25 protein-coding genes are annotated in these 25,107 nt (G+C 72.1%); 7 read left to right on the top strand and 18 right to left on the bottom strand.

Features of this window, described 5'->3' with window-relative positions; genetic code table 11:
• Positions 1-10: 10 nt before the first annotated feature.
• The 3 genes from ACIRR8_RS24290 to ACIRR8_RS24300 are packed head-to-tail and all read right to left on the bottom strand — an operon-like array spanning position 11 to position 3,682.
• Entirely contained in the window at positions 11-925 is a 915-nt protein-coding gene (locus tag ACIRR8_RS24290; protein ID WP_404068408.1) for an amino acid ABC transporter permease, read from the bottom strand.
• Between the two features lie 46 nt (positions 926-971).
• Entirely contained in the window at positions 972-2,813 is a 1,842-nt protein-coding gene (locus ACIRR8_RS24295) for an FAD/NAD(P)-binding protein (protein ID WP_404068410.1), read from the bottom strand.
• On the bottom strand, positions 2,810-3,682 hold the full coding sequence (locus ACIRR8_RS24300; protein WP_404068413.1) for an amino acid ABC transporter permease: 873 nt from the start codon (positions 3,680-3,682) through the stop codon (positions 2,810-2,812). The genes ACIRR8_RS24295 and ACIRR8_RS24300 overlap by 4 nt, the downstream gene beginning before the upstream one ends.
• 486 nt (positions 3,683-4,168) lie before the next feature.
• Here ACIRR8_RS24300 and ACIRR8_RS24305 point away from each other — a divergent pair, with 486 nt between their 5' ends.
• Positions 4,169-5,119: an ABC transporter substrate-binding protein gene (locus tag ACIRR8_RS24305; protein ID WP_404068416.1), complete on the top strand. Its 951-nt coding sequence runs from the start codon at positions 4,169-4,171 to the stop codon at positions 5,117-5,119.
• A gap of 25 nt (positions 5,120-5,144) precedes the next feature.
• On the opposite strand, the gene ACIRR8_RS24310 is transcribed toward ACIRR8_RS24305, so the two are convergent.
• Positions 5,145-6,413: a DUF5685 family protein gene (locus ACIRR8_RS24310; protein WP_404068419.1), complete on the bottom strand. Its 1,269-nt coding sequence runs from the start codon at positions 6,411-6,413 to the stop codon at positions 5,145-5,147.
• Positions 6,414-6,724: 311 nt separating this feature from the next.
• Here ACIRR8_RS24310 and ACIRR8_RS24315 point away from each other — a divergent pair, with 311 nt between their 5' ends.
• Positions 6,725-7,168 (top strand): cell division protein SepF, encoded by a 444-nt coding sequence (locus tag ACIRR8_RS24315; RefSeq protein WP_030569882.1) that lies wholly within the window; start codon positions 6,725-6,727, stop codon positions 7,166-7,168.
• Positions 7,169-7,235: 67 nt separating this feature from the next.
• Here ACIRR8_RS24315 and ACIRR8_RS24320 read toward each other — a convergent pair whose 3' ends face one another.
• Positions 7,236-8,459 (bottom strand): acyl-CoA dehydrogenase family protein, encoded by a 1,224-nt coding sequence (locus ACIRR8_RS24320; RefSeq protein ID WP_404068422.1) that lies wholly within the window; start codon positions 8,457-8,459, stop codon positions 7,236-7,238.
• 103 nt (positions 8,460-8,562) lie between these two features.
• Positions 8,563-10,323, bottom strand: a complete 1,761-nt coding sequence (locus ACIRR8_RS24325; protein WP_404068425.1) for an MFS transporter — start codon at positions 10,321-10,323, stop codon at positions 8,563-8,565.
• 454 nt (positions 10,324-10,777) lie between these two features.
• Here ACIRR8_RS24325 and ACIRR8_RS24330 point away from each other — a divergent pair, with 454 nt between their 5' ends.
• Entirely contained in the window at positions 10,778-11,782 is a 1,005-nt protein-coding gene (locus ACIRR8_RS24330; RefSeq protein WP_404068428.1) for a phosphatase PAP2 family protein, read from the top strand.
• A gap of 73 nt (positions 11,783-11,855) precedes the next feature.
• Here the strand turns inward: ACIRR8_RS24330 and ACIRR8_RS24335 are convergent, their stop codons facing one another.
• From ACIRR8_RS24335 to ACIRR8_RS24350, 4 genes are all read right to left on the bottom strand, one after another.
• Positions 11,856-12,071: an I78 family peptidase inhibitor gene (locus ACIRR8_RS24335; protein ID WP_356754620.1), complete on the bottom strand. Its 216-nt coding sequence runs from the start codon at positions 12,069-12,071 to the stop codon at positions 11,856-11,858.
• Positions 12,072-12,417: 346 nt separating this feature from the next.
• Positions 12,418-13,383, bottom strand: a complete 966-nt coding sequence (locus ACIRR8_RS24340) for a helix-turn-helix transcriptional regulator (protein ID WP_404068432.1) — start codon at positions 13,381-13,383, stop codon at positions 12,418-12,420.
• Between the two features lie 48 nt (positions 13,384-13,431).
• Positions 13,432-14,244 (bottom strand): transferase, encoded by an 813-nt coding sequence (locus tag ACIRR8_RS24345; protein ID WP_404068434.1) that lies wholly within the window; start codon positions 14,242-14,244, stop codon positions 13,432-13,434.
• Positions 14,241-15,518, bottom strand: a complete 1,278-nt coding sequence (locus ACIRR8_RS24350; RefSeq protein ID WP_404068437.1) for a glycosyltransferase family 4 protein — start codon at positions 15,516-15,518, stop codon at positions 14,241-14,243. The genes ACIRR8_RS24345 and ACIRR8_RS24350 overlap by 4 nt, the downstream gene beginning before the upstream one ends.
• A 555-nt stretch (positions 15,519-16,073) precedes the next feature.
• Between ACIRR8_RS24350 and ACIRR8_RS24355 the strand changes: the two genes are divergently transcribed.
• Together ACIRR8_RS24355 and ACIRR8_RS24360 are read left to right on the top strand one after the other, a co-directional pair.
• Positions 16,074-16,856 carry a hypothetical protein gene (locus tag ACIRR8_RS24355; protein ID WP_404068440.1) on the top strand — a complete coding sequence of 261 codons (783 nt, stop codon included), beginning with the start codon at positions 16,074-16,076 and terminating at the stop codon, positions 16,854-16,856.
• A 137-nt stretch (positions 16,857-16,993) separates the two neighbouring features.
• A complete protein-coding gene (locus tag ACIRR8_RS24360; RefSeq protein WP_404068443.1) occupies positions 16,994-17,320 on the top strand; it encodes a hypothetical protein in 327 nt (108 codons plus the stop codon).
• 72 nt (positions 17,321-17,392) lie between these two features.
• Here the strand turns inward: ACIRR8_RS24360 and der are convergent, their stop codons facing one another.
• The 7 genes from der to ACIRR8_RS24395 all read right to left on the bottom strand — a co-directional run bounded on the left by der (position 17,393) and on the right by ACIRR8_RS24395 (position 22,929).
• The gene (gene der, locus ACIRR8_RS24365; protein WP_356754610.1) at positions 17,393-18,862 is read right to left on the bottom strand and encodes a ribosome biogenesis GTPase Der; all 1,470 of its coding nucleotides are present in this window, start codon (positions 18,860-18,862) and stop codon (positions 17,393-17,395) included.
• A gap of 78 nt (positions 18,863-18,940) precedes the next feature.
• Positions 18,941-19,597 carry a lysophospholipid acyltransferase family protein gene (locus ACIRR8_RS24370; protein ID WP_404068446.1) on the bottom strand — a complete coding sequence of 219 codons (657 nt, stop codon included), beginning with the start codon at positions 19,595-19,597 and terminating at the stop codon, positions 18,941-18,943.
• Entirely contained in the window at positions 19,594-20,289 is a 696-nt protein-coding gene (cmk, locus tag ACIRR8_RS24375; protein WP_404068448.1) for a (d)CMP kinase, read from the bottom strand. Before cmk ends, ACIRR8_RS24370 begins: the two co-directional genes overlap by 4 nt.
• 149 nt (positions 20,290-20,438) lie before the next feature.
• Complete coding sequence (locus tag ACIRR8_RS24380; RefSeq protein WP_404068451.1) at positions 20,439-21,524, bottom strand: prephenate dehydrogenase; 1,086 nt, start codon at positions 21,522-21,524, stop codon at positions 20,439-20,441.
• Positions 21,521-21,883, bottom strand: coding sequence for a chorismate mutase (aroH, locus tag ACIRR8_RS24385; protein ID WP_404068454.1), 363 nt, complete (start codon positions 21,881-21,883; stop codon positions 21,521-21,523). Before aroH ends, ACIRR8_RS24380 begins: the two co-directional genes overlap by 4 nt.
• Positions 21,884-21,951: 68 nt before the next feature.
• Positions 21,952-22,554, bottom strand: coding sequence for a TetR/AcrR family transcriptional regulator (locus ACIRR8_RS24390; protein ID WP_404068457.1), 603 nt, complete (start codon positions 22,552-22,554; stop codon positions 21,952-21,954).
• Positions 22,555-22,566: 12 nt separating this feature from the next.
• A complete protein-coding gene (locus ACIRR8_RS24395; protein ID WP_404068459.1) occupies positions 22,567-22,929 on the bottom strand; it encodes a DUF1304 domain-containing protein in 363 nt (120 codons plus the stop codon).
• 135 nt (positions 22,930-23,064) lie between these two features.
• On the opposite strand from ACIRR8_RS24395, the gene ACIRR8_RS24400 reads away from it, so the two are divergent.
• Entirely contained in the window at positions 23,065-23,526 is a 462-nt protein-coding gene (locus tag ACIRR8_RS24400) for a Rieske (2Fe-2S) protein (RefSeq protein ID WP_404068461.1), read from the top strand.
• Positions 23,527-23,600: 74 nt separating this feature from the next.
• Positions 23,601-24,317: a DNA polymerase beta superfamily protein gene (locus ACIRR8_RS24405; RefSeq protein ID WP_404068463.1), complete on the top strand. Its 717-nt coding sequence runs from the start codon at positions 23,601-23,603 to the stop codon at positions 24,315-24,317.
• 7 nt (positions 24,318-24,324) lie between these two features.
• On the opposite strand, the gene ACIRR8_RS24410 is transcribed toward ACIRR8_RS24405, so the two are convergent.
• Positions 24,325-25,104 (bottom strand): DNA polymerase beta superfamily protein, encoded by a 780-nt coding sequence (locus ACIRR8_RS24410; protein WP_404068466.1) that lies wholly within the window; start codon positions 25,102-25,104, stop codon positions 24,325-24,327.
• Positions 25,105-25,107 lie beyond the last annotated feature (3 nt).

Here is a 25,107-nt window from a genome sequence, read left to right on the forward strand (position 1 = left end):
CCGGTTGCGCTCATCGCACGGCCCCCTTCGCGTAGTGACGTTCGACGTAGTACTGGATGATCGAGAGGGCGGTGGTCAGGAGGATGTACCAGGCGGTGGCGACCATCAGCAGCGGGACGACCCGGCCGCTGCGGCCGTAGACGACCTGGACCTGGTAGAAGAGTTCGCCGATCGCCATGACGGAGACGATCGAGGTGCCCTTGAACAGCGAGATGATCTCGTTGGCCGCGTTGGGCAGGATCGAGCGCATCGCCTGCGGCAGCACGATCCGGCGCAGCTGCCGGAGCTTGGGGATGCCGAGGGCAGCCGCCGCCTCCAACTGGCCGCTTCCGACGGCCAGTACGCCACCGCGTACGATCTCCGCCGCGTACGCCGCCTGGTGCAGCGCGAGGCCGAGGACGGCCGCGCTGACCGCGCCGACCAGGTTCATCGTGTCGAAGGTGAAGAAGCCCGGCCCGAACGGGATACCGAACTGCAACTCCTTGTACAGATAAGCCAGGTTGAACCAGAACAGCAGCTGCACGATGAGCGGGATCGAGCGGAACGCCCAGATGTAGCCGTACGCGACCGTCCGCAGGAACGGACTGGCCGACAGCCGCATGAACGCCAGCACGATGCCGAGCGCGAAGCCGAGGACCGTCCCGTAGAAGGTCAGTTGGAGCGTGAGCCAGACGGCTTTGAGGATGACCGGTGCGGTGAAGAACTGAGCGAAGACGTCCCATTCCCAACCGGGGTTGGTGACCAGTCCGTTGATGAACTGGGCGACCAGGATCGCGGTCACGGCGACGGCGACCCAGCGCCAGGGGTGGCGGGCCGGGACGACGGTCAGCTCTCCGTAGTCGGCTCCGGGGTCGGCCTTCTTCGCGGCCGGGCCGTCGGGTGTTCCGGCGGATGGATCGATGGGTGGATCGCTGGTCAGCGACATGGCGGGGTTCCTTGGGAGCGGGGTTGCGGGAAGGTCCGCGGCGGATTCAGGAGGCGAGGCGGCCGTGACAGGAGAGGTCGCGCAGGAAGGTGAGGGCGGCGCGGGCGGTGGCGTCGTTCTGCCGGAAGGCGGGTCCGCCGGTACGGGGCCGGGTGAAGGCGCCGCTGTTGCGGGCCGTGGTGAACGGGCCGAGTGCGAAGCGGCGCGGGTGCGGGCGGCCCTGGCGGTCGACGACGCGACTGTCGGCCGGGTCCACGGAGAGCAGCCCGGTGTCGGTGACGGCGGCCCCGCCCTCGTACAGGGTGCGCAGCAGCGGGCTGGCGGTGTGGCGGAGCGAGGGGTCCGGCAGGCGGGCCTCGACCAGCGCGCGGGCTTCGGTGCGCTCGCCGGGCACGGTGGCGGAGGAGGCCCGGAAGACGCCGCGCTCCTCGTCGGCCTCCACGGTGACGGAGGCGCCGAGGAAGCGGACGACACCGGCCCGGGAGAGCGCGAGGAGCTGTTCCAGGCGGGGTCCTGGCGGGCCGGAGGCGAGGTAGCTGAAGAAGCCGTGCCACCAGGAGCCGATGTCACCGAGCCGGATGAGCTGAGCGTAGGCAGAGAGCAGTCCGAGGAAGACCGCGAGATCCGTGCTGTGGTCCGGGTCGTGACGGCGCGCCAGGTCGGCGGTGATGTAGTCGCGCAGCCCGTCCTGGAGCGCCTCGGCGCTCTCGTACGTCACGCCGTCCAGCGGCCGGTCGAGCGCGTCCAGGTCGAGCCGGTCGGCGGGGTCGGGTACGGCGCCGGCGACGAGATCGGCCAGTTCGGCGCTGCCGGGGTCGGCGGCGGCGTACTTCGCGTCGAAGACCCCGGCGTCCAGGGTGGTGCGCTCGGGGTGGGCGGTGAACAGCCGGTGGTAGTGGGCGTGGCCGAGCTCCTTGGCGACCAGCGGCCAGACATCGCGCCGGAAGTCGGGCGGCCCGGTCCGGCTCAGCAGCTCGTCGGCCCAGGCGGGCGTCAAGTAGCGCGGCAGCGGCGGGCGTTCACCGGTCCAGGAGTAGCCGATCTTGGAGTGGTACGGGACGCCGCGCCGCGATCCGACGTACAGCACGGGCTCCTGCCCCGACGGCACGTAGACCCCGTTCTCGTGGCGGCCGCCGCGGCCCTCGGTGAGCAGGACCAGCAGGTCGACGAAGGCGAGGCCGAAGCCTCGGACGATGACCGGTTCACCGGCGGGCAGTGCGGTGAGGTCGGTGTCGGCGGTGAAGTCGGGCGGCAGGTGGAGCAGTCCGTGCCGCGCCGCGAAGTCGCTCAACTCGGCCTGTTCCGGATCCTGTTGTGCGTCCAGGTGGCCGACGGTCAGGACGACGAGGTCGGCGAGGAGCGGTTCGGTGCGGTCCTTCAGTCTCACGCGCTGGCGGGAGCCGCGCGGGCCGGTGACGGCGAGGGCGGTGGTGCGGTGCTCGTGGACGGTGACGGAGGGCGGCAGGGCGGCCAGGGCGCGCTGGTAGGTCCAGCGGAGGTAGGCGCTCTGGAGCCGCCGGCTGGGGAAGTCCTGGCCGGTGAGGCCGTGGATCTCCGCCAGGACGGCGGGCTCGGCGTCCGGTGTGACGCGCCCGGCGCGGACGTCCTCGGCCCAGTCGTGCAGGGCCGGTCCGGCGACGACCGGTCCGGCCAGCTCCACCGTCTCGTCGGTGAACATGGTGACGTCCTCTGCCATGGAGTTCATCCAGAGCAGCGGCGACTGGTCCGGCCGCCAGATCCGTCCGCCGCCGGCCGGATAGGGGTCGACGAGGTGGAGGTCCAGGGGCAGATCCCCGTACAGCTCACGGGCGTTGGCGGCGATGCGCTCGATGACGCCGGTGCCGCGCGGTCCGCCGCCTATCACCACGAGCGTGGGCGCGGCGCTCATCGGGCACCCGCTGTGCCGCGCGCGTAGTAGCGCTCCACATAGCGCTGGCCGATGCTCAGCAGCGAGGTGACGAGCGCGTACCAGAGGGTGGCGACGAGGAGCAGCGGGATGACCTGGTAGGTGCGGTGGTAGACGAGCTGGACGGAGTAGAGCAGGTCCTGCACGGCGATGATGCTGACGATGGAGGTGCCTTTGAGGGTGCCGATCAGCATGTTCCCGGCCGGCGGGACGATGGAGCGCATCGCCTGCGGCAGCACGATCCGCCGGAAGCGCCGCCAGGGCCCGAGCCCGAGGGACTGCGCGGCCTCGATCTGGCCGCGCTCCACGGAGAGGATGCCGCCGCGGACGACCTCGGCGGCGTACGCGGCCTCGTGCAGCGTCAGTCCGACGACGGCCACGGTGACCGGGCCGAGGAGGGTGACGGTGGAGACGCCGAGGATCTGCGGGTACAGGACGCCGATGTTGAACCAGAACAGCAGCTGGACCAGGATCGGCGTGGACCGGAAGAGCCAGACGTATCCCCAACTGACGGCCTGCAGAACGGGGTTGCCGGAGAGCCGGAGCACGGCGAGGAGCGCCCCGAGCGCGAAGCCGAGCACCATGACGACGGCGGTGAGCCACAGGGTGAGCCAGAGCCCGCGCAGGACGGAGGCGGTGGCGAAGTAGGAGATGACGACGTCCCACTCGAAGGCCTCGTTGCGGATGACCGAGTTCAGTGCCAGCGCGAGCAGGATGAGCACGGCAACAGCCGCTGTCCAGCGACCCGTTCGGCGTACGGGGACGATGCGGGGAACCACATCGTCGCCGTCTTTCCTGACGGGTGGTGGCGCGGAGGACGAGGGAGGCAGCAGATCGGTCTGCGGGGGCATGCGAGGGCTCCGTGGATGCTGAGATCGAACACGGGGCGTACCTTCACACCACGAACCACACACGGACCGGGCCCCTCAGCGCCGGTCCGTGTCCGAGATAAGCGGTGAACACGGCGCGCTGTCAAGCCTGTCCACACTCTGAGCCGTATGTCTCACGTCAGTTGACGCGCACCCGGATGCCTGTTCCACTGGCCCCATGCATTCGCAGCAGTGGCTGGTCACCCGCTCCCACATCGACTTCGGTCGCGTGTGGTCCTCTTCCTGTTGAGCTGACCCTCTGCTGTCCGGATCTCTCCCTGCTCACGCCTGATCTGAGGGCGTTCGAGCACCGTTCCTCGCGTGACTTCACCTCCACCACACCGCGTCACCCTCCCCTCGCTCCGCCGCACGTTCCCAGGCACCGCTGAACCTGTCGCCGCCGCTCCGCGCCCGTCCGGGCCCGGGGCCGGTCGGCATACCTTGACGAACCCGGAGAAAGACAGAGCCATGCCCAGATCACGCCATAGCGCCCTTTTCGCCTTGATCACCGCCGCCGCGCTCACCCTCACCGGCTGCGCGGACCCGGCGGAGCCCGGGGCGAGCACCACCAAGGGCGAGGCCAAGGGGAAGACCCCGACCGAGGACGTGGTGTCCTCGGTGAAGAAGGTGGAAGCCGTGGCGGAGCTGCTGCCGCAGGAGGTCCGCAAGGCCGGCACCCTGCGGATCGCGGCCGCCACCGGCTCCCCGCCCGGGGCCTTCTACGAGGAGGACGGCACCACGCTCTCCGGCGCCGACATCGACTTCGCGGACGCGGTGGCGAAGGTGCTCGGCGTGGAGCTGAAGCGCGAGGTGGCCTCCTTCGAGGCGATCCTGCCGGCGCTCGGCAGCGGGAAGTACGACCTGGGCACGGGGAACTTCGGCGTCACCGACGAACGCCGCAGGACGATCGACTTCGTGACGTACATCAACGACGGCCAGGGCTTCGCCGTCCGCGAGGACAGCAAGCTGAAGGAGATCACCGACCTCACCGACCTGTGCGGCCTGAACGTCTCCACCGGCGCGGGCACCACTTTCGAGGTCGCGCTCCAGGAGAACCTGCCGCGGTGCGCGGAGAAGGGCAAGAAGCCCTACGAGGTGAAGACCTACGCCGACCCGGCGGCGGTCTGGCTCTCCCTCAAGCAGAAGCGCACCGACGTGAACATGTCCACCATCAACGGACTGCGCTACGCCGTGACCCAGCAGGAGGGACTGCGCTTCCTCAACGAGTACAAGCGGCTCGACGTCGGCTTCGCCTTCAAGAAGGGCAGCCCGCTGGCCCCGGCCTTCCAGGCGGCGGTCAACCAGCTCAAGAAGGACGGCACCTACGACCGGATCCTGGAGAAGTGGGGCACCACCGAGTCCGCGATCGAGGAGTCGCAGATCTCGCCGCCGGAGCTGAAGGGCCCCGAGCCGAAGTAGCCCGGGGCCGGCGGGCCCTGCGGGCTCAGCAGTCGCACCCGCAGGACTCGCCGCAGCAGCAGCACCCGTCGCCGCACTCGCCGCAGCAGTTGCACGCCTCGCAGCAGTCGCCGCAGCTCTGGCACGGCGCCTCCCGCCGCTCCCGGCTCCACGGGTCCTCGTAGCTCCCGCAGCACAGCTGGCAGGTGCAGGCGAGCCCGGCCCACACCAGGCACCCGGCGATCAGCCCGCGCCGGTCGCGCGGCGGGCGCGGCGGAGGCGGTGCGGCGGGGCCGCCGGGGGTCGGGCCGTAGGGGCTGCCGGGGGTGGGACCGTACGGACTTCCAGGAGTCGGGCCGTACGGATTGCCGGGCGGCGGCCCGAAGGAGGCGTCGGGCGACAGCGGTCCCCCGGGTACGTCGAGGCCCGGCGACACCTCAAGCCCCGTGTGCGAGCAGGACGACGTGCCGAACGCCCGGTCGACCGAGCGCCGCAGCTCATGGGCGAGCAGGACGTGGACGAGCTTGCCGTCGGCGAACTCCACCTCGCGCAGTGCGAGCCGTACGCCGTGCAGCGCGTCGTCGCAGAGCCGGCGCGCCTCGGTCAGCGGGGTGCCGGTCACCGCGAGTGGGTTCCAGGCGCCCGACGCGGCGTCAGCTTCCCGGTCCTCCACGGCGTCCAGCAGATGCGCGAGCCGCCCGAAGAGCCGTCCGGCCTCCGCGAGCGGCGCCGCGTTCTGCGGCTTCCCGGCGAGGACCGCGGTGTGCGCGAAGGCGGCCGCGGTGGCCGTCTCGGTGGGTTCGGTGACCGTGAGCAGCGGTGTGCCGGGCCCGGCGAGCGTCTCGATGCCGGTCTGCCGGTCGACCGCGTCGACCAGCAGCGCGGTGTCGAAGCCGAGCGCCGCTCCCGTACGTGCTCCCGCCCGGTCCCATCCCGCCGCCACCCGCCGCGCCGCCGCCGCGACCGGCCTGCGGGCCAACAGCCCGTCCCCGTCGGCGACGTGGTCGCGGACCTTGGCCGAGGCGAGGACGAGCGAGACGGCGGCGGCGAGCTTGGCCCCTTCCCCCTTGGCGACCGGAGCCGTCCGCATGGCGCGCAGCGGGCACGGCCCGGCGGTGCGCCGCCCGGCGGGGGTGGCGCCGGTCTGAGCCTCCGTCAGGACCGAGACGATTAGACCATCATAGTTCGTGACGATCCGGGCAAACTGCCCGTGATCCGCCCTCAGGGCCAGGCAGAGACCGCACAGATGGGCCATCCACTCGGTCCGCAGACCTTCGGAGAGCCGGTGCGTACAGGGCCTCACGATTCCGAACATGCCGATCCCCCGCGAGCCGTTCCAGCCGGTGCGCGCCGCTCGCGCACCTGAGCGCCGTGCATCGTATCGAGTGACCCGTTCACCCGTACGTCCCCCATGTCACCCGTACGGACCGGCGCATCATATTTTCCCAACGGGGCAGGCCTTACGCAGGAGGAACCTTGACGAACCGCCACATCTTCTGCACCAGTACCGTCACGAATCACCTGCGCGGCGACTATCCACTTGGCGCGGTATCCGCATCATGGACGACCATAGGGATACGAAAGAGAAGCGGAACACCAAGGAACCGCGGTTGAGAGGAGGCGTCCATGGGATCGGTGCGCAAGGCGAGTGCGTGGCTGGGGCTCGTAGAGGACAACGACGAGCGGTACTACGACGACGAGTACGCCGAGGGTACGGAGACGGGCACGGGCAACCAGGCCTGGGTCACCGACCCGCGGGTGCAGGTGGCCGCCGAGGCGGCGCAGGAGCAGGACCGCCGGATCGCCACGGTGACCCCGGACAGCTTCCGGGACGCACGGGCCATCGGTGAGCTGTTCCGGGACGGTGTCCCGGTGATCGTCAACCTCACGGCCATGGACCCCGCCGACGCCAAGCGTGTGGTGGACTTCGCCGCCGGGCTGATCTTCGGCCTGCGCGGTTCGATCGACCGGGTGGCCACCCGGGTCTTCCTGCTCTCCCCGGCCGACACGCAGGTGGTCGCCGGGGAAGCCGCCGGCCGCAAGGCCGACGGCTTCTTCAACCAGAGCTGAGCAGGGCGCTCGCCGGAAAGTTCCGGTCAGCGCCTCCGGTCGGCGCGTCCCTCCGGACGGGCCGTGGTCACCGGAAGGCGTCGAGACCGGTGAGCGCCTTGCCCAGCACCAGCTGGTGCATCTCCACGGTGCCCTCGTACGTGAGCACCGACTCCAGGTTCGTCGCGTGCCGCATCACCGGGTACTCCAGGGAGATCCCGTTGGCACCGAGGATCGTGCGCGAGGTACGGCAGATCTCGATCGCCTCCCGCACGTTGTTGAGCTTGCCGAAGCTGACCTGCTCGGGGCGGAGCCGTCCCGCGTCCATGCGGCGGCCCAGATGGTGGGCGAGCAGGATGCCCTTGTGCAGCTCCACGGCCATGTCCGCCAGCTTGGCCTGGGTGAGCTGGAAGCCGCCGATGGGACGGCCAAACTGTTCCCGGCTCCTCGCGTAGTCGAGGGCCGACTCGAAGCTGGCCCGCGCCGCGCCCATGGCGCCCCAGACGATCCCGTACCGCGCGTGGCTCAGACAGCTGAGCGGGCCGCGCAGCCCCGTCGCGTCCGGCAGCACCGCGTCGGCGGGGAGCCGGACGCCGTCCATGACCAGCTCGCTGGTGACCGAGGCGCGCAGCGACCACTTGTGGTGGATCTCCGGCGCCGAGAAGCCGGGCGTGTCGGTCGGTACGACGAAGCCTCGGATGCCCCGGCCCTCGTCGCCCTCGTCGGTCTGGGCCCACACGATCGCGACCCCGGCGACCGATCCGTTGGTGATCCACATCTTGCGGCCGGTGAGCACCCAGTCCCCGCCGTCGCGCTTGGCGTACGTCCGCATCCCGGCCGGGTCGGAGCCGTGATCCGGCTCGGTCAGTCCGAAGCAGCCGATGATCTCACCGGCCGCCATGCCGGGCAGCCACCGCTGCTTCTGCTCCTCAGAGCCGAAGCGGTGGATCGCGTACATGGCGAGCGAACCCTGTACGGAGACGAGCGAGCGGATCCCGGAGTCGGCGGCCTCCAGCTCCAGGCAGGCCAGCCCGTACTGCACGGCGCTCGCCCCGGCGCAGCCGTACCCGTCCAGCGACATGCCGAGCGCGCCGAGCGCACCGAGCTCCCGGGCCAGCTCCCGGATACCGGGCAGCTCGCCCTTCTCGTACCACTCGGCGATGTGCGGCAGGACCCGGTCGGCGGCCCAGGTGCGGACGGTGTCGCGGATCGCCAGGTCGTCGGGGCCGAGCAGATCGTCGATGCCGAGGGGGTCGGCAACGTCGAACGGCGGGAGCTTCGACGGCTTCGCGGCGGACTCGGTGCTGGTCATGGGGGTGCCTCCGGCGGCTCGCACGGGGTCCGGAGGGGCGGGGGTCGGCCGCCGCCTCCGAAAACTAGCAGTGGTAGTCGAAACGTCGTGGAGACGTTACGGCTCAACGTGCCGCTCGTCCAGAGCCGGTGGCCTCGGCCCGTTCGCGCCGCGCGGGGAGCGGCAGGTGCGCGGCCTCGCGCTCCCGAGCGGGGGCCGGAACGGCGGCGTGGGGCTCCGGCGCGGAGGCCGTGCTTTCAGAGGTTCCGGGCTGGGCGGCCGCCTCCTCAACGGTTCCGGGCTCGGCCGCCGGGCGGCCGGCCAGGAGGCAGGTGTCCTTCGGCGGGCAGTCCATGGCCTTGGGCAGCCGCAGCGCGGCGAGCGCGCCGAGCAGCAGCAGGCCCGCGCTGACGAAGAGCGTGACGTGCAGCCCGCCGACGAAGGCGTGCCGTGCCGTCGAGCGCAGCAGCTCTCCGGTCGGGCCGCCGAGCTGTGCGGCCACCTGGTACGCCTCGCCCAGCGAGTGCGAGGCCTCCGCGCCCGCGCGGGCGGGCACGCCCTGGTCGCGCAGGGTGGCGAGACCCGGGGCGTAGGCGGCGTTCATGACGCTGCCGAGGAGCGCGATGCCGAGGCCCGCGCCGAGCTGGTAGGAGGTCTCCCCTATCGCCGCCGCCCCGCCCGCCCGCTCCGCCGGTGCGTCGCTGAGCATCGACTCGTACGCCCCGAAGAGCGTCGTCTGGAGTCCGAAGCCGAGCAGGACGAAGGCGCAGGTCAGCAGGGCGGGCCGGTCGTGGTGGCCCATCGAGGTGAGCAGCAGCACGGAGGAGGCCGTCAGCACGAAGCCCCAGCCGACCATCCTGCGCGGGCCGACGCGGCGCAGGGTGTACGAGCCGGTGGCGCCGGCGGCCATCGCGGCGAAGGTCAGCGGGAGCAGCCGCAGCCCGGTCTCCAGCGGGCTGAGGCCCAGCACCAGCTGGAGGTACTGGACGGCGATCAGCTGGAGGCCGACCAGGGCCAGCATGGCGAGCACGATGCAGCCGACGGCGGTGGAGAAGGCCGGGCGGGCGAACATCGCGATGTCGATGAGCGGGTGCGTACGGCGCCGCTGACGGCGTACGAAGAGGATCAGGAGTGCCAGTCCGAGCGCCAGCGGCCCCAGCGCGACCGGGTCCAGCAGGCCCGCGCCGCCGCCGAGCCGCTTGACGCCGAGGACGACCCCGAGCACTCCGGCCGCGGCGGTCAGCGCGCCCAGCACGTCCCACGGGCCGTCGTCGGCGCCGCGCGACTCCGGCAGCAGCCAGCGGCCGAGCGGCAGGATGACCGCCATCAGCGGGATGTTGATCAGGAAGACCGAGCCCCACCAGAAGTGCTCGACCAGGAAGCCGCCGACGACCGGCCCGGTGGCGGCGCCGACCGCGGCGACCGCGGTCCAGACCCCGATGGCGAGCGCCCGCTCCCGCCGGTCCGGGAAGACCTGGCGCAGGATCGACAGGGTGGCGGGCATGATCATCGCGCCGCCGACGCCGAGCAGGGCGCGGGCCGCGATGAGGACGGCCGGGGTGTCGGCGGTCGCGGCGAGCAGCGAGGCGGCGCCGAAGAGCGCGTAGCCGAGGAGCAGCACCCGCCGTCGGCCGATCCGGTCACCCAGCGTGCCGAAGAGGATGAGCAGCGAGGCGCAGACGAGGGGGTAGGCGTCGACGATCCAGAGGAGTCCGGTGGCGCTCGGGCGCAGGTCCTCGGTGAGCGAGGGGACCGCGACGTGGAGCACGGTCGCGTCGAGCGCGACCACCAGCAGGCTGAGGCAGAGGACGACGAGGACGACCCAGCGGTTGGAGCCGTCGGCGGCTCGGCGCAGCCTGGCTCCGGCCGTGGTCGTCCCGGACATCTACGTACCTCCCGATGAGTCCCTCGCGCTCGGTGGACCGGCGGGGACCTCTTTGTGTCGCGTCTCCCGGGGCCCGGCATCGACGGGCGAGTGCGCCGTCAGCGTACGCGAGTTCGGCCTGGTGAGACGTGGCCCACCTCATACACCGGTTCGCCGCACAGTGTGTCGTACGCCACGGAGGCCCCGCCCGCGGGCTCCCGCGGCGGCGGGCCGGAGCGGTGCGCGCCTCCCCCGAATGGCCGGATCAATTCCTCCGGATTCCCGTGCACGAAATTACCCGGAAGATCAAACACGCTTCCGAACAGAACCCCGGGGAAAAGGGACACAAGATCACCGGGATTGTTCTCCCGGCCCGGAAAAAGTCATCGTTCTGAGACGAAGTCCACATCACATCGTCATCACAAAGCGGCCGGATTGGCCTGCACACACACTCACTCGCTGTAACGTCGATTGGGTGCGTACCGACATCTTTGCCCGCCTGGACCGGGAGCCGGAACCGCCGAAGATAGTGGCACCGCGGATGAGCCGTCACCGTGCCGCCCTCTTCGGCGGGACGTTGGCGTTCTACCTCGCCATCGTCTTCGCCGTGCTCGTGACGTCCTGGCTGGTGGCCCTGGACTGGAAGGTCATGCTGTTCCGGCCCTACCAGCAGTGGCCCGAACTGCACGCCTTCCTCGACTACTACGTCGTGCTCGGCCAGCGCGGCCCGACGGCGGTGATGGTGGCCTGCTGGCTGGGCTGGCGCTCCTGGCGTCAGCACACGCTGCGGCCGCTGCTGGTCCTCGGCACCTCGCTGCTGCTGCTCAATGTGACGGTGGGCGCGGTCAAGCTGGGCCTCGGGCGGCTCGGCCCGCACTACGCGACGCAGATCGGCTCGGCCGAGATGTTCGCCGGCGGCGATATATTTCCTTCGGGCCACACCGCCAACGCCGTCGTGACCTGGGGAATCCTCGCCTATCTGGCCACCACGCCCCGGGCCAGGCGCTATCTGTCGGCGGTCTCCGCCACGGTCTCGCTGGGCGTCGGCCTCACCACCGTCTACATCGGCACGCACTGGCTCAGCGATGTGGTGCTGGGCTGGGCGGCGGGTCTGCTGATCCTGCTGGCGCTGCCCTGGTTCGAGCCGCTGATCGCACGGGCGGAGAGCTGGGTCTTCGCCGTGCGCGAGCAGTGGCGCGCGCGGCGCAGGGCGGTGCGCCAGGTGCGGGCCCCCGAGATCGTCCCGCAGCCGGTGCTGCTCCCCCAGTCGATCGCCGCCGAGGGCGCGGCCCTCACGGCCGGCGGGAGCACCGCCACCGCGCACCTGGCCACCGGCGCCCGGGCGCGCCATGTGGCCACGGCCTGCCCGGAGCGGCCGCAGTCGGCTCCGGCGGGCACCCGCCGCCCGCCGGCCCACCCGGAGCACGGCCCCCGGACCGCCACCAGCCCGGCTCCGGCCGGCCCGTTGGCGGGCGGCTAGGACGGCATCCGCTGAAGCGGCGAGGGCCCCGACCATCCGGTCGGGGCCCTCGCCGTATCCAGGGGCAGGGGTGTCAGCCCACCCAGCAGCGGGTCACCGTGGCGTCCTCGACCTGGAAGTTGATGCGTCCGGAGCGGAACTCCATCGTCAGGAACGTGCCCGGCGGGACCGCCCGGACGGTGTCCCAGCCACGGCTTCTCGCCTGCTGTTCGGCGGCGTCGGCACCGAGGCCGACGTACGAGTCGGGGGCGTCGTCCGGCTGTGCGGGAGGGGTCGGTTCAGAGGCCATACCCTCACCGTAGGTGGCCGGGGACCCGGACGGAAGGCGGGGCCGCAGACCACCCACGCATCCCCACATGCCGCCGCGGTCACGCTTGTGTCACAGAATCCCCACACCCGCATATCCCGCCCTATTCACCCAAACGGCCCGCCGAAAAGCAGTGGGGCGAAATGGCCGGACGCTTCGGACGACGGCGCGGTGAGGCCTGTCCCCGGGCTCCGTAAACACCTGGGGTGACCTGCCACTTCTACCCCTCTCGGAGCACGTCACCCGAATGGCCGCGACACCTGAATTTCATGCTCCCTTATACCTGTCCTACATTTCCTCACGATTCCGCCACCGGGCGGCAGTCCGGTCACAGTCCGGCGAGCGCCCGGTCGAGCCGGTCCCGGGCCCGGACCATCACCTCGGTGAGCCCGGGCGGCTCGACCACCTCGAAGTCGATCCCCATGAGCAGGATGTGGATCACCAGGACGTCCAGGTCGGGCGCGCCCGCCGTCAGCCGGCAGGTCTCCGCGTCGACGGGCTCCAGCACCCCGGCGGAGGGCGAGATGCGCCGGGCGGCCTCCGCCACCGGAGCCTTGAGCAGGACCACCGCCCGCGCCGCGTAGGCGGAGACCGAGACGCCCCGGGAGACATAGGCGGCCAGATCCCCGGCGGGCGGAGGCCGGGGCGTGAAGCGGGGGCCGTGCGGGGGTGTGGGGGTGATCCGGTCCACGCGGAAGGTCCGCCAGTCCGACCGGTCCGGGTCCCAGGCGACCAGGTACCAGCGGTGCTCGGTGCAGACGAGCCGGTGCGGTTCCACGGTCCGGCGGGTGTCCGAGCCGTCGTGGGAGCGGTAGGAGAAGCGGAGCCGCTCACTGTCCCGGCAGGCTGCGGCGAGCTCGGTGAGGAGGGCCGGGTCGACCGTGGCGGTGTCCGCGCCACGCAGCATCGGCACGGTGAAGGCGCCGAGCGCGCTCACCCGGCGCCGCAGCCGGTTCGGCAGCACCTGCTCCAGCTTGGCCAGCGCCCGTACGGAGGTCTCGCCGATGCCCTCGATGCCGTGACCGGCCGCCGTGCGCAGCCCCACGGCGACCGCGACGGCCTCCTCGTCGTCCAGCAGGAGCGGCGGCAGCTCGGCCCCGGCGCCCAGCTGGTAGCCGCCGCCGGTGCCGGGGCTGGCGTTCACCGGGTAGCCGAGCTCGCGCAGCTTGTCGACGTCCCGGCGCACGGTGCGCGGGGTGACGCCGAGCCGTTCGGCGAGGTCGGCGCCGGACCAGTCCCGGTGGGCCTGGAGCAGGGAGAGCAGACGCAGCAGTCGTGCCGAGGTCTCCAACATGGGGACGAGTCTGCCAGGACCTGCGGACAGGTCTTGTCCGCGAGCCGCTCAGGCGGGCGCGGGGTCCAGACGGACGCCGAGGTCGTTCGCCGTGGTGTAGCACGGAGTGGCGAGGACGCCGTCGGCCACCGTGCGGCTCGGATAGACGTAGGTCTTGTCGCGGCACCAGATGTCGTCGAGGATCCGGGAGATCCTGACCGCCTTCGCGCCGGCCGACGGGATCAGCCACAGCCGCCAGAGCTCCTCCGCGGTGACGGGCTCGGTGGCGAGCGGCCCGTACGGCAAGGTGAAGGCGAAACCGTCCGCCTCTCCGGCGGCGGTGAGCGGCACCCGGTGCACCCGTGTCGGCTTCCCCGGCAGCCGCGCCTCCACCACGGCGTCCTCGCCGGCCTCCACCCCGTACAGCACGCCCTCGGCGCTCATGCCGGTCGGGCCGACGCGTAGCGTGCCGGCCTCGGCGTGCGGGGCGCGGTGCCAGCTGCGCAGCGCGAGGCGGCCGTCGACGGTGGGGTACGGGACCCGGGAGGTGATCGCGGCGGTGCCGGAGTCCGGGGTGCGGTCGACGAGGGTGCGCAGGTCCCGCAGCCCCGGAAGGACGGTGAGCGTGCGGTCGGAGCCGGGCTCCTCGACGTATGCGTCCCAGCGTCCTTCGGGCAGTGCGGTGGTCGTCGGCAGCACCGCGCGCAGCCGACCGGACGCGGTGGGGCTGAGCGGGAGCCGGACCGTGGTGGCGGTCGCTCCGCGTTGGCGCAGGAGCAGTACGGCCTCGGGGCCGGGCGCGGTGGTGGGGGCCAGGTCGAAGGTGAGTGCTCCGGCCGGATCGGCGGCGCAGTCGGCACGGACGGTGGTGGCGGTGGTCATGCTGCCCTTCCCTTGCGGAGTACGTCGGCGGCCTTGTAGCCGAGGGCGTACGCGCCGTCGAGCACGCTGCCCCGGGTGCGGTGGAGCGCGGTGCGCAGCGGACCGTGGCCGCGGGCGCCTCTGGCGAGGAGTTCGGCGTAGAGGCGCTCGTGGCGTTCGGCGATCCGCTCAGGCGCGAAGCGCTCCGAGGCGGCGAGCGCGGCGCCGCCCATCCGGTGGCGCAGGTCGTCGTCCTGGATCAGCTGGAGCAGCGCCGCGGCGATCGCGTCGGTGTCGCCGACCGGTACGAGACGGCCGTCGACGCCGTCCTCGATGATCTCGGCCGGTCCGTGCGGGCACTCCGTGGACACGACGGGCACTCCGCCGCGCATCGCCTCGACGATGGTCATGCCGAAGGACTCGCGGTCCGAGGCGACGGCGGCGATCGATCCCTTGGGCCACTCGGCTTCCATGGGGTTGACCGACCCCATGAGGAACACATGGTTGTGCAGGTCCAGTTGGTCGACGAGCGCGCGCAGCGTAGCCCGTTCGTCGCCGGAGGCGTCCGCGCCGCCGTAGATCCGCAGCCGCCAGTCCGGCCGGACCTCTGCGACCTGGGCGAAGGCCCGTACCAGCAGGTCGTACCGTTTGACCCGGTGCAGCCGCCCCGCCGCGAGGACCCACTTGAGGTCGCCGCCTGCGGGCGGACATGCGGGCTCGGGAACGGCGTTGGGGATGGCCTCGATCCGCAGGCCCGGCAGCTTCATCCGGCGGCGGTAGTCCGCCGCGTCGGCGCGGGTGACGGTGGTGAGCGCGTCGAGCAGCGTGTAGCGGTGGGCGATCTCGCGCCGCAGCCGGTAGCCGTGGCTGTCGAGCGTGAGGTGCTCCTGCCCGACGCGTACCGGGCCCCGGCGGGTCTGCCGGCTGATGTGCACGTTCAGCCCGGGACGGGTGCCGACGACAACATCGGCCTCAAGTCCTCGGAGGTGGGCGGCGATCCGGGCGTCGGTGAGCCTGCTGTACTGCTTGTGCCGGCTCTCGCCGCGTGGGAACACCGTGGCGGGCCGGGCGTGTTCGGCGTCGTCACCGTCGTACGTCGGACTCTTTTTGCGCGTATCGACGAGGTGGCGCAGAGTCACACCGTCGGGTACGCCGAACGTCGGAGCCTCGCGGTGCCGGAAGACGGAGACGATCTCCACATCGTGCTGCTCGGCGAGGGAGCGGGCGAGGGTGAAGGTCGAGCGGATCGTCCCTCCGATGCCGTACGCATTGTGCAGAAGAAATGAAATATGCATGGCGCTCGCCGTTTCCCCCTGGTCTGGCCGGTCTGTCGTGACTGTACGTTCCGGCGGTTCTCCACCTGGAATACGTCCGGAATTCGGCTGGAATCCGCCGCGGAATGCCCCGCTCCTACCGAGGCCCTCGTCGCACCGCCGGAACCACGCCTGACCAGCGCGTTCCCGGAAGCCGCGGGTCCGGTTCCCCGGCCGTCGTCCGGTGACCGGAGCATGCTTGGAGGGCGACCGGTTCACCGTCCGGCCGCCCGCCCGCCACCCGTTCCGGCGACGCTTTCCTCCGTGCTTGACGTGAGGAAAAGCGAAGAGGTTGCCTGCGTCCGGGAAAAACTTCCGGAATATCCGGCGGCGCGCCCGCCCACCGGCTTCCGTGGCGCGGCGGCCGACTCCTCGGCGTGCTCCCGGAACACAGAGGTCGACTCATCGATGTAGCGATCTGTCGACTCTGTCTCCACTTCGGTCCCCGCCGGTGCGTGACCCCGGCCACGGATCCCGCGTTGTCTCTTCATGAGCCGGGAACCCCCCGGCCCACGCACCGAGTTCGAGGAGCCACCCGTGCCGCGCATGCTCGACGTCAGCCAGGACGTACGCGCCGAGATCGGCGACGACGAAGCCGACCGGCTGCTCGTCGGCGACGACACACCCGGCAGCTACGACTGCACCTCCTGCCGCACCCCCGGCGACTCCGACCAGGAACGCACCAGCACCGTGCTGTTCATCGGGGACGAGACCGCCGTGCTCGCGTTCGCCCACGCGACGTGCATCCCCTCGCAGGTCGTCAAGGTCGCCGAGGACCAGCTCCAGGGCGCGGTGCGCAGCATCACCGGCAGCGAGCAGAAGAACACGGAGGGGCGCATGCCCGAACAGGCCGTCCTCGGCATCACCAGCGGTCTCGTTCTCATCGAGGACGATGTCCGCCCGGCCCTGGTCGTCGAACCGACCGGACCGGTCGCCCGGCCCGGCACCGACGGCAGCGGAGGCGACCAGTTCCTCCAGCTGCTGCTGGAGCAGGGCTTCCACCCGGCCCCCGACCTGCACCTGCTGCCGGCGCCGCTGCCCGGCTGGTCGGTGCTGCTCGCCGTGGGCCAGCTGCACGCGGTGCTTCAGCCGGGCTCCGGCGGCGGAAACCCGGTCGCCTGGTGGCAGGCCCACCAGCCGCTCCAGGTGACCGACGGCTGGCGGGCCGCGGTCAACAAGTCGCAGACGGTCCTGGTCTTCGCCGCGCCGGCCGGCACCATCGGCCAGCAGCCGCGCGAGGACCTGCTGCGGGACGCCCTGGAGAAGGCCGCGGTCAACGGGGTCCTGGTCGCCGCGTCCATGCCGCTGGCCGGGACCTGATCGTGTCCGCCCCGCTCGGACACCCCCGCCGAACAGCGTTTTCTCCGGTGGGCCCGCATCCGACGGGCGACGAGGTCGTTGGCACCTACGTGCACTCATACGACTCCTCCCGCCAGCACCAGAGCCAGATTCCTGCCATGCGTCCCTCGCAGGAGCCATCGGTGGGCACGTCCGCCACCCCGATCTACGACGCGCTGTACTCCGAGTACCGGCGCTCGTTCCGGGCGTTGCCGGGTGACCGGAGCGGTGAGGAGAACCTCCGCTTCCCGGCCTTCAGCGCCGGGCTCTTCGCCTCCCGGACGCCGCTGGGCGGTCACTCGTCCCCGGCCGGTCAGAGCCGCTACACCGGCACCGGCAGCGTCCAGAACCAGCACACCGGCACCCTCGGCTCCTGGCAGCGGGTGGGCCGGCACGCCGGACGGCCCCGGCCCGCGGCGCTGCCGCCGGGCTCCCGGGAGTCCTGAGAGCGGCTACGTCCCGAGAAGCGGATACGCGAGAGCCCCGACACGGACCGTGCCGGGGCTCCGCTGCGCGTCCTACTTGTTGCGGCCGCGCTTCTCGCGGACCCGGACCGAGATATGGATCGGGGTGCCCTCGAAGCCGAACTCCTCGCGCAGGCGGCGCTCGACGAAGCGGCGGTAGCCGTGCTCCAGGAAGCCGGAGGCGAAGAGCACGAACCGCGGCGGCTTGGTGCCCGCCTGGGTGCCGAAGAGGATGCGCGGCTGCTTGCCGCCGCGGATCGGGTGCGGGTGCGAGGCGACGATCTCGCCGAGGAAGGCGTTGAGCCGGCCGGTGGGGACGCGGGTCTCCCAGCCCTCGATCGCGGTCTCGATCGCCGGCACCAGCTTCTCCATGTGCCGGCCGGTGACGGCCGAGACGTTCACGCGCGGGGCCCAGGAGATCTGCGCGAGCTCCGTCTCGATCTCGCGCTCCAGGTAGTAGCGGCGCTCCTCGTCGAGCGTGTCCCACTTGTTGAAGGCGACGACGATGGCGCGCCCGGCCTCCACGGCCATGGTGATGATCCGCTGGTCCTGGACGCTGATGGACTCGCTGGAGTCGATCAGGACGACGGCGACCTCGGCCTTCTCCACAGCGGCGGCCGTACGGAGCGAGGCGTAGTAGTCCGCGCCCTCCTGGAGGTGGACACGGCGGCGGATACCGGCCGTGTCGATGAACTTCCAGGTGATGCCGCCGAGGTTGATCAGCTCGTCGACCGGGTCGCGGGTGGTGCCGGCCAGCTCGTTGACGACGACCCGGTCCTCGCCCGCGACCTTGTTCAGCAGGGAGGACTTGCCGACGTTCGGGCGGCCGATCAGCGCGATCCGGCGGGGTCCGCCGAGCGCCGTGCCGAACTTCTGGGCCGGAGCGTCCGGGAGGGCCTCCAGGACCGCGTCCAGCATGTCGCCGGTGCCGCGGCCGTGCAGCGAGGAGACCGGGTAGGGCTCGCCGAGGCCGAGCGACCACAGGGCGGTGGCGTCGGCCTCGCCGCTCTGGCCGTCGACCTTGTTGGCGCAGAGCACGACGGGCTTGCCGGCGCGGCGCAGCAGCTTGACGACGGCCTCGTCGGTGTCGGTGGCGCCGACGGTGGAGTCGACCACGAAGACGACCGCGTCGGCCGTCTCGATGGCGTACTCCGCCTGGGCGGCGACGGAGGCGTCCAGGCCCAGCACGTCCTGCTCCCAGCCGCCGGTGTCGACGACCTTGAACCGGCGGCCCGCCCACTCCGCCTCGTAGCTGACGCGGTCGCGGGTGACGCCGGGCTTGTCCTGCACGACGGCCTCACGGCGGCCGATGATGCGGTTCACCAGGGTCGACTTGCCGACATTGGGGCGGCCGACGACGGCGAGCACGGGGAGCGGGCCGTGACCGGCCTCGCCGAGAGCGCCCTCGACCTCCTCGGGGTCGAAGCCCTCCTGCGCGGCGAGCTCCATGAACTCCGCGTACTCGGCATCGCCAAGTTCTCCGTGCTCGTGGTCCGAGCCGCCGGAGTGAATCTGGTCGTTCATGAAGTCCGTTCCTCTTTGCATCATCATCGATGGACCACGGTCAGCGCGGTCCACTACTCAAGTCCGGTCAAGTCTCGCCTATCGCCCGGTGAGGCGCTTGGCGCTCTCCAGGTGGGCGGTGAGCTTCGCCTGGATCCGCAGGGTCGCCTCGTCCAGCGCCTTGCGCGTACGCCGCCCGTCGCCGGCGCTCGCGTCGAACGCGTCACCGAAGACGACGTCGACGCGGCTGCGCAGCGGGGGCAGCCCTTGTATCAACCGTCCGCGGCGCTCCGTACTTCCCAGGACGGCGACGGGGACGATCGGCGCCCCGCCGCGTACCGCGAAGTACGCGAGTCCGGCCCGCAGGGAGGCGAAGTCGCCCTCGCCCCGGGTGCCCTCCGGGAAGATCCCGAGCGCTCCGCCGTCCGCCAGGACGCCCAGCGCGTGGCTGATGGCGGTGCGGTCGACGGTCGTACGGTCCACCTCGATCTGGCCGATCCCGTGCAGGAACGGGTCGAGGGGGCCGACGAACGCCTCCTTCTTGATCAGGAAGTGCACCGGCCGGGGTGCGGTGCCCATCAGCATCGGTCCGTCGATGTTGTGGGAGTGGTTCACCGCGAGTATGACGGGTCCCGCGGCGGGCACGCGCCACGCGCCGAGCACGCGCGGCTTCCACAGTCCGTACATCAGGCCGATCCCGATCCTCCGCCCGGCGGCCGCTCCGCGCAGCGTCGGCGCCCCCGTGGCGTCGCTCACGCGGCGGCCCGCTTCTCCTCGACGAGGGTGACGACGCACTCGATGACCTGCTGGAGGGTCAGTTCGGTGGTGTCCACCTCGACGGCGTCGTCCGCCTTGGCCAGCGGCGAGGTCTTCCGGCCGGAGTCGGCGGCGTCCCGCTTGATCAGGGCCTCGCGGGTGGCGGCCAGGTCGGAGCCCTTGACCTCACCGCTGCGGCGGGCGGCGCGGGCCTCCGGGGAGGCGGTGAGGAAGATCTTCAGGTCGGCGTCGGGCAGCACGGTGGTGCCGATGTCGCGGCCCTCGACGACGATGCCGCCGACGGCGCCCGCGGCGATGGCGCGCTGGAGCTCGGTGATGATCGTGCGCACCTCGGGGACCGCGCTGACGGCGGAGACCTTGGAGGTGACCTCCTGGGTGCGGATCGGGCCCGACGCGTCCTCGCCGTCGACGGTGATCGTCGGGCCGGCCGGGTCGGTGCCGGAGACGATGACGGGCTTGGCGGCGGCGGTGGCGATCTCGAAGGGGTTGTTCACGTCGATGCCGTTGTTCAGCATCCACCAGGTGATCGCCCGGTACTGCGCGCCGGTGTCCAGGTAGCTCAGGCCGAGCGCGGCCGCGACGGCCTTGGAGGTGCTCGACTTGCCGGTGCCGGAGGGCCCATCGATGGCGACGATCACGGCGGAGCTTGCGGTTTCCACGGTGGTGGACACCTTCCTGGTACACGGGGTGGGGACGGACGGGCCAGGGAACGGCCTCGTACCAGGTTACCGAGTGCCGGGCCCGGCCTTGTACCCCGTACGGCGGGGGCGCCGGACACCGCCGGCGCCTCCGCCACCGGCTTGCGCCCCGGATGCCGGCCTCAGCTCCGGATCGACCAGCCGCGCTCGGTGAGGGCGGCGCTCAGCACCGGGGCGGCGCTCGGTTCGACCATGATCTGGACCAGGCCCGCCTGCTGCCCGGTGGCGTGCTCGATGCGGACGTCCTCGATGTTGACCCCGGCCCGGCCCGCGTCGGCGAAGATCGCGGCCAGCTCGCCCGGCTTGTCCCCGATGAGGACGGCCACCGTCTCGTACGCGGCGGGGGCGGCGCCGTGCTTGCCGGGGACCCGGACGCGGCCGGCGTTGCCGCGGCGCAGGACGTCCTCGATGGCGTCGGTGCCCGCGCGGCGCTTCTCCTCGTCGGCGGAGTGCAGCCCGCGCAGCGCCCGTACCGTCTCCTCCAGGTCCGATGCGACCCCGGCCAGCACGTCGGCGACCGGCCCGGGGTTGGCGGAGAGGATCTCCACCCACATCCGGGGGTCGGAGGCGGCGATCCGGGTCACATCGCGGATGCCCTGGCCGCAGAGGCGTACGGCGCTCTCGTCGGCCTCCTCCAGGCGCGCGGCGACCATGGAGGAGATCAGCTGCGGGGTGTGCGAGACGAGCGCGACGGCCCGGTCGTGGGCGTCGGCGTCCATCACCACCGGGACGGCCCGGCAGAGCGCGACCAGCTCCAGCGCGAGGTTGAGGACCTCGGTGTCGGTGTCGCGGGTCGGCGTGAGGACCCAGGGGCGGCCCTCGAAGAGGTCGGCGGTGGCGGCGAGCGGACCCGAGCGCTCCTTGCCCGCCATCGGGTGCGTACCGATGTACGGGGTGAGGTCGAGGCCCAGCGCCTCCAGCTCGCGGCGCGGGCCGCCCTTGACGCTGGCCACGTCCAGGTAGCCCCGGGCCACGCCGTCCCGCATGGCGGTGGCCAGGACGGGGGCGGTGTGGGCGGGCGGTACGGCGATGACCGCGAGGTCGACCGGGCCGGCCGGCGGCTCGTCCGTACCGGCGCCGAGGGCGGCGGCGGTGCGGGCCGACTGGGGGTCGTGGTCGACGAGGTGGACGTGGACGGAGCGGGCGGAGAGCGCGAGGGCGGCGGAGGTGCCGACGAGCCCGGTTCCGATGACGAGGGCGGTTCTCACTGGGCGATGTCCTTGCGCAGGGCGGCGGTGGCGCCGAGGTAGACGTGGCTGATCTCGGCGCGCGAGAGGTAGGTCTCGACGTGGGCGAGGAGGCGGACGACGCGGGGCATGGCGCCTTCGATCTCCAGCTCCTGGGCGCAGATCAGGGGAACGTCGACGATGCCGAGGCCGCGTGCGGCGGCGGCCGGGAAGTCGCTGCGCAGGTCCGCGGTGGCGGTGAACCAGATGCTGATCAGGTCGTCGGCGACCAGCTCGTTGCGTTCCAGGACGGCCGTGAGCAGCTCACCGACCCGCTCGTCCATGTGCCCGGCCTCGTCCTGATCCAGCTGGACGGCGCCTCGGACCGCTCGTACCGCCACGTCGTACTCCTCGCTCGTTCACTTCCGCGCTGCTCCTGATCACCCTAGAGGGGCGGCGGCGGGCCGGTTCACCGCGCTCTGTGGGTGAGACGGGCGGTGGCGTGGACCGCGAGGAGCATGCGCCAGATCCGGCCGGCGAGCTGTTCGGGCGTCGTGGTGGTGCGTCCGTGCACCCAGTCGGCGAGGACCCCGGTGAAGAGCCCGGCGACGGCGCTCGCGGTGAGGTCGTGTCCGGTGTCCGCCGGGCGGCGGGCGGTCAGCTCGTCGAGGCTGCGCTGCCGCAGCTCCCGGTGGAGCAGTTCACCGAGGGGCCCGCCGCCGCCTTCGCGCAGGAGGCTGCGGTAGACGGGGGCCCGGGTGTGGACGGACGCGAGGAGGGCGGCGAGCGGAGCCGGCGGGGCGTTCGGTCCCGGCGGGGCGCCGTCCCAGGCGTGCAGGGCGTCGACGGCTTCGGTGACGACCTCGGCGCAGGCGTCCACCGCGAGGGCGTGCAGGTCGTCGTAGTGGAGGTAGAAGGTGGCGCGCCCGACGCCGGCCCCGCGGACCACCTGCGCGACGCTGACCTGTTCGAGTGGCCGGTGCTCGCAGGCGGCGAGCAGCGCGGTACGGAGCTTGGCCCGGGTGCGTGCGGTACGGGGGTCGGCGCTGCCGTCGGTGACTGCGGGGCTCATCGGCCCAGGATCTCAGCCCGCGAGCAGGACGGCGCCGAGGGCCAGTGCGGACGGCACGGCCTGGACGTAGAGGATCTTCCGGCTCACGGTGGCGGCCCCGTAGACCCCGGCGACGATCAGGCAGCTCAGGAAGAAGACCTGCGCCTGGAAGGCGACCGGGTCGGCGGCGACGAGTCCCCAGACCAGACCGGCGGCCATGAAGCCGTTGTAGAGGCCCTGGTTGGCGGCGAGGGTGGCGCTCTCGCGGGAGAAGGCGGGAGTCGTGCCGAAGGCCTTGCGGCCGCGGTCGGTGTCCCAGAGGAACATCTCCAGGACGAGGAAGTAGGCGTGGATCAGCGCGACGAGCGCGACCAGGACCTGAGCTGCGATGTGCATGAGGGTCGGCCTCCCAGGGACGATTTCCTGGACGACTGTACAGGAAGTGCCCCCGATCCGCCCGGTTGCTTCACCTGCGCGCTCCCCGGCACCACGATGGCGGGCACGGATCACCCCACGACAACTGGAGAGCCCATGAACGCGAACGCACGACGAAGGACCGTTCTGACGGCGGGCGCGGCGGGCGCCGCCGCCCTGGTGACCGGCTGCGGGTCGTCCGGCGGCGAGAGCGGCGGAGGGGACGCGAGCGGTACGCCGACGGGTACGGCGTCGGACACCGCGTCACCCGGCTCCTCCCCCGGAGGCGGCGGTCAGCAGCTCGCCGCGACAAGTGACATCCCGGTCGGCGGCGGCACGGTCTTCAAGGAGCAGAAGGTGGTGGTGACGCAGCCGGAGGAGGGCGAGTTCAAGGCGTTCTCCGCCGTCTGCACACACGCCCAGTGCCTCGTCTCGACGGTCAGCGACGGCACCATCAACTGCCCGTGCCACGGCTCCAAGTTCTCCATCACGGACGCGGCGGTCGAGGCCGGCCCGGCGACCCGCCCGCTGCCCGCCGAGCAGATCACCGTCGAGGGCGGGGAGATCCGGCTGGGCTGAGCACGGGACTCCCGAGGAGCGGCGGCCGGAATTCCAGGGGCGGGCCGGCCCCCCGTCCCCGTACCCTCTCGGCCATGATCACTCCCGCCGATGAGGCTCTCGTACGCGACCACACGGTCTACGCGTGCGTGATGGGCTCCCGCGCCTTCGGTCTGGCGACGGAGGACAGCGACACCGACCGGCGGGGCGTGTTCGTGGCCCCGACCCCGCTGTTCTGGCGCCTCGACAAGCCCCCGCAGCACATCGAGGGCCCGGCTCCCGAGCAGTTCTCCTGGGAGCTGGAGCGCTTCTGCGAGCTGGCGCTGCGGGCCAACCCGAACGTGCTGGAGTGCCTGCACTCCCCGCTGGTGGAGTACGTCGACGCCACCGGCCGCGAACTGCTTCAGCTGCGCGGGGCGTTCCTCTCCCGCCTGGCCCACGCCACGTTCGTCCGTTACGCGCTGGGCCAGCGGAAGAAGCTGGAGGCCGACGTACGGCAGTACGGCGAGCCCCGCTGGAAGCACGCGATGCACCTGCTGCGGCTGCTGGCGAGCGGCCGGGACCTGCTGCGCACCGGCGAGCTGCACATCGACGTCGGCGACGCGCGCGCGGAGCTGCTGGCGGTGAAGCGGGGCGAGGTGGCCTGGCCGGAGGTGGAGCGCCGGATGAACCGGCTGGCCGGGGAGAACGACGAGGCGTCCAAGACCTCACCACTGCCGCCCGAGCCGGACCGGGCGGCGGTGGAGGACTTCCTGGTACGGGTCCGGCGGGCGTCGGTCCAGTCCGTGTCTTGTCGGCCGGGCACCCCCTAGAGGTGTGTCAGGGCGCGAGTCGCGCGCGTACCACCAGGTCGTGCAGGTCGCCGAAGGCCGTCGCGGTCTCCGGCAGCCGGGAGCGCTCCTGGGCCCCGTCCAGGACCCGGTGCAGCTCCTCGATGTCCCGGACCACCGCCTCCGCGTCCGCGCCCGTCGCTGCCACGTGTTCGGCCTCCGCCTTGGCCGCGATCAGGCCGGACAGGTAGGCGGGGGCGTCGACCTCGTCGAGCAGCGTCGGCAGATGGGCCTGGAGCTCCCCGCTGCGCATGAGGTGGATGCCGGTGAGCAGCGCCCGGAAGGTGTAGAGCAGCGGTTTCAGCTCGCCGGTCTTCGCGTGCAGCCGCCACTGCGTGCCGGCGAAGCCCCGGTAGTGGTGGGCGTGGTTGCGGGTCAGTACGCCGGGGACGAGGGCGGCCAGTTCGGTGTGGAGGCCGCTCGTGTGCACCACCAGCGGGGAGAGCAGCTGTTCCAGGACGTAGCCGTTCGGCCGGAGCATCAGGCGGACGAACTTCCGCAGGTCGTGGGTGACGAGGTCCATCTCGACCCCGTCCCGCTCCCACATCCGGGTCCGGGTCTCCTCCGGCTCGCGCAGCCCCACCAGGTCCTCGGCGGGCAGGACGTGGACCCCCCGCAGGTCCACGTCCGAGTCGCGGGAGGGGAAGCCGTAGAGGTGGGCACCGGAGACCGTGGCGAAGACCAGCGGACCCGGGGCGTGGGCGAGGTCCGGGCGCAGGTCGGCGACCGGCAGGCCGGCCCGCGCCAGGGTGAGGTGTGGGGTGCTCATCGC

It is taken from the genome of Streptomyces sp. NPDC101178 (genome assembly GCF_044767965.1).
Classification (GTDB): Bacteria; Actinomycetota; Actinomycetes; order Streptomycetales; family Streptomycetaceae; genus Streptomyces.

What these genes read in the sequence shown, in the direction of transcription:
- ACIRR8_RS24290 (WP_404068408.1), bottom strand. Translation starts at nt 925, where the DNA reads ATGTCGCTGACCAGCGATCCACCCATCGATCCATCCGCCGGAACACCC.
- ACIRR8_RS24295 (WP_404068410.1), bottom strand. Translation starts at nt 2,813, where the DNA reads ATGAGCGCCGCGCCCACGCTCGTGGTGATAGGCGGCGGACCGCGCGGC.
- ACIRR8_RS24300 (WP_404068413.1), bottom strand. Translation starts at nt 3,682, where the DNA reads ATGCCCCCGCAGACCGATCTGCTGCCTCCCTCGTCCTCCGCGCCACCA.
- ACIRR8_RS24305 (WP_404068416.1), top strand. Translation starts at nt 4,169, where the DNA reads ATGCCCAGATCACGCCATAGCGCCCTTTTCGCCTTGATCACCGCCGCC.
- ACIRR8_RS24310 (WP_404068419.1), bottom strand. Translation starts at nt 6,413, where the DNA reads ATGTTCGGAATCGTGAGGCCCTGTACGCACCGGCTCTCCGAAGGTCTG.
- ACIRR8_RS24315 (WP_030569882.1), top strand. Translation starts at nt 6,725, where the DNA reads ATGGGATCGGTGCGCAAGGCGAGTGCGTGGCTGGGGCTCGTAGAGGAC.
- ACIRR8_RS24320 (WP_404068422.1), bottom strand. Translation starts at nt 8,459, where the DNA reads ATGACCAGCACCGAGTCCGCCGCGAAGCCGTCGAAGCTCCCGCCGTTC.
- ACIRR8_RS24325 (WP_404068425.1), bottom strand. Translation starts at nt 10,323, where the DNA reads ATGTCCGGGACGACCACGGCCGGAGCCAGGCTGCGCCGAGCCGCCGAC.
- ACIRR8_RS24335 (WP_356754620.1), bottom strand. Translation starts at nt 12,071, where the DNA reads ATGGCCTCTGAACCGACCCCTCCCGCACAGCCGGACGACGCCCCCGAC.
- ACIRR8_RS24340 (WP_404068432.1), bottom strand. Translation starts at nt 13,383, where the DNA reads ATGTTGGAGACCTCGGCACGACTGCTGCGTCTGCTCTCCCTGCTCCAG.
- ACIRR8_RS24345 (WP_404068434.1), bottom strand. Translation starts at nt 14,244, where the DNA reads ATGACCACCGCCACCACCGTCCGTGCCGACTGCGCCGCCGATCCGGCC.
- ACIRR8_RS24350 (WP_404068437.1), bottom strand. Translation starts at nt 15,518, where the DNA reads ATGCATATTTCATTTCTTCTGCACAATGCGTACGGCATCGGAGGGACG.
- ACIRR8_RS24360 (WP_404068443.1), top strand. Translation starts at nt 16,994, where the DNA reads ATGCGTCCCTCGCAGGAGCCATCGGTGGGCACGTCCGCCACCCCGATC.
- der (WP_356754610.1), bottom strand. Translation starts at nt 18,862, where the DNA reads ATGAACGACCAGATTCACTCCGGCGGCTCGGACCACGAGCACGGAGAA.
- ACIRR8_RS24390 (WP_404068457.1), bottom strand. Translation starts at nt 22,554, where the DNA reads ATGAGCCCCGCAGTCACCGACGGCAGCGCCGACCCCCGTACCGCACGC.
- ACIRR8_RS24395 (WP_404068459.1), bottom strand. Translation starts at nt 22,929, where the DNA reads ATGCACATCGCAGCTCAGGTCCTGGTCGCGCTCGTCGCGCTGATCCAC.
- ACIRR8_RS24400 (WP_404068461.1), top strand. Translation starts at nt 23,065, where the DNA reads ATGAACGCGAACGCACGACGAAGGACCGTTCTGACGGCGGGCGCGGCG.
- ACIRR8_RS24405 (WP_404068463.1), top strand. Translation starts at nt 23,601, where the DNA reads ATGATCACTCCCGCCGATGAGGCTCTCGTACGCGACCACACGGTCTAC.
- ACIRR8_RS24410 (WP_404068466.1), bottom strand. Translation starts at nt 25,104, where the DNA reads ATGAGCACCCCACACCTCACCCTGGCGCGGGCCGGCCTGCCGGTCGCC.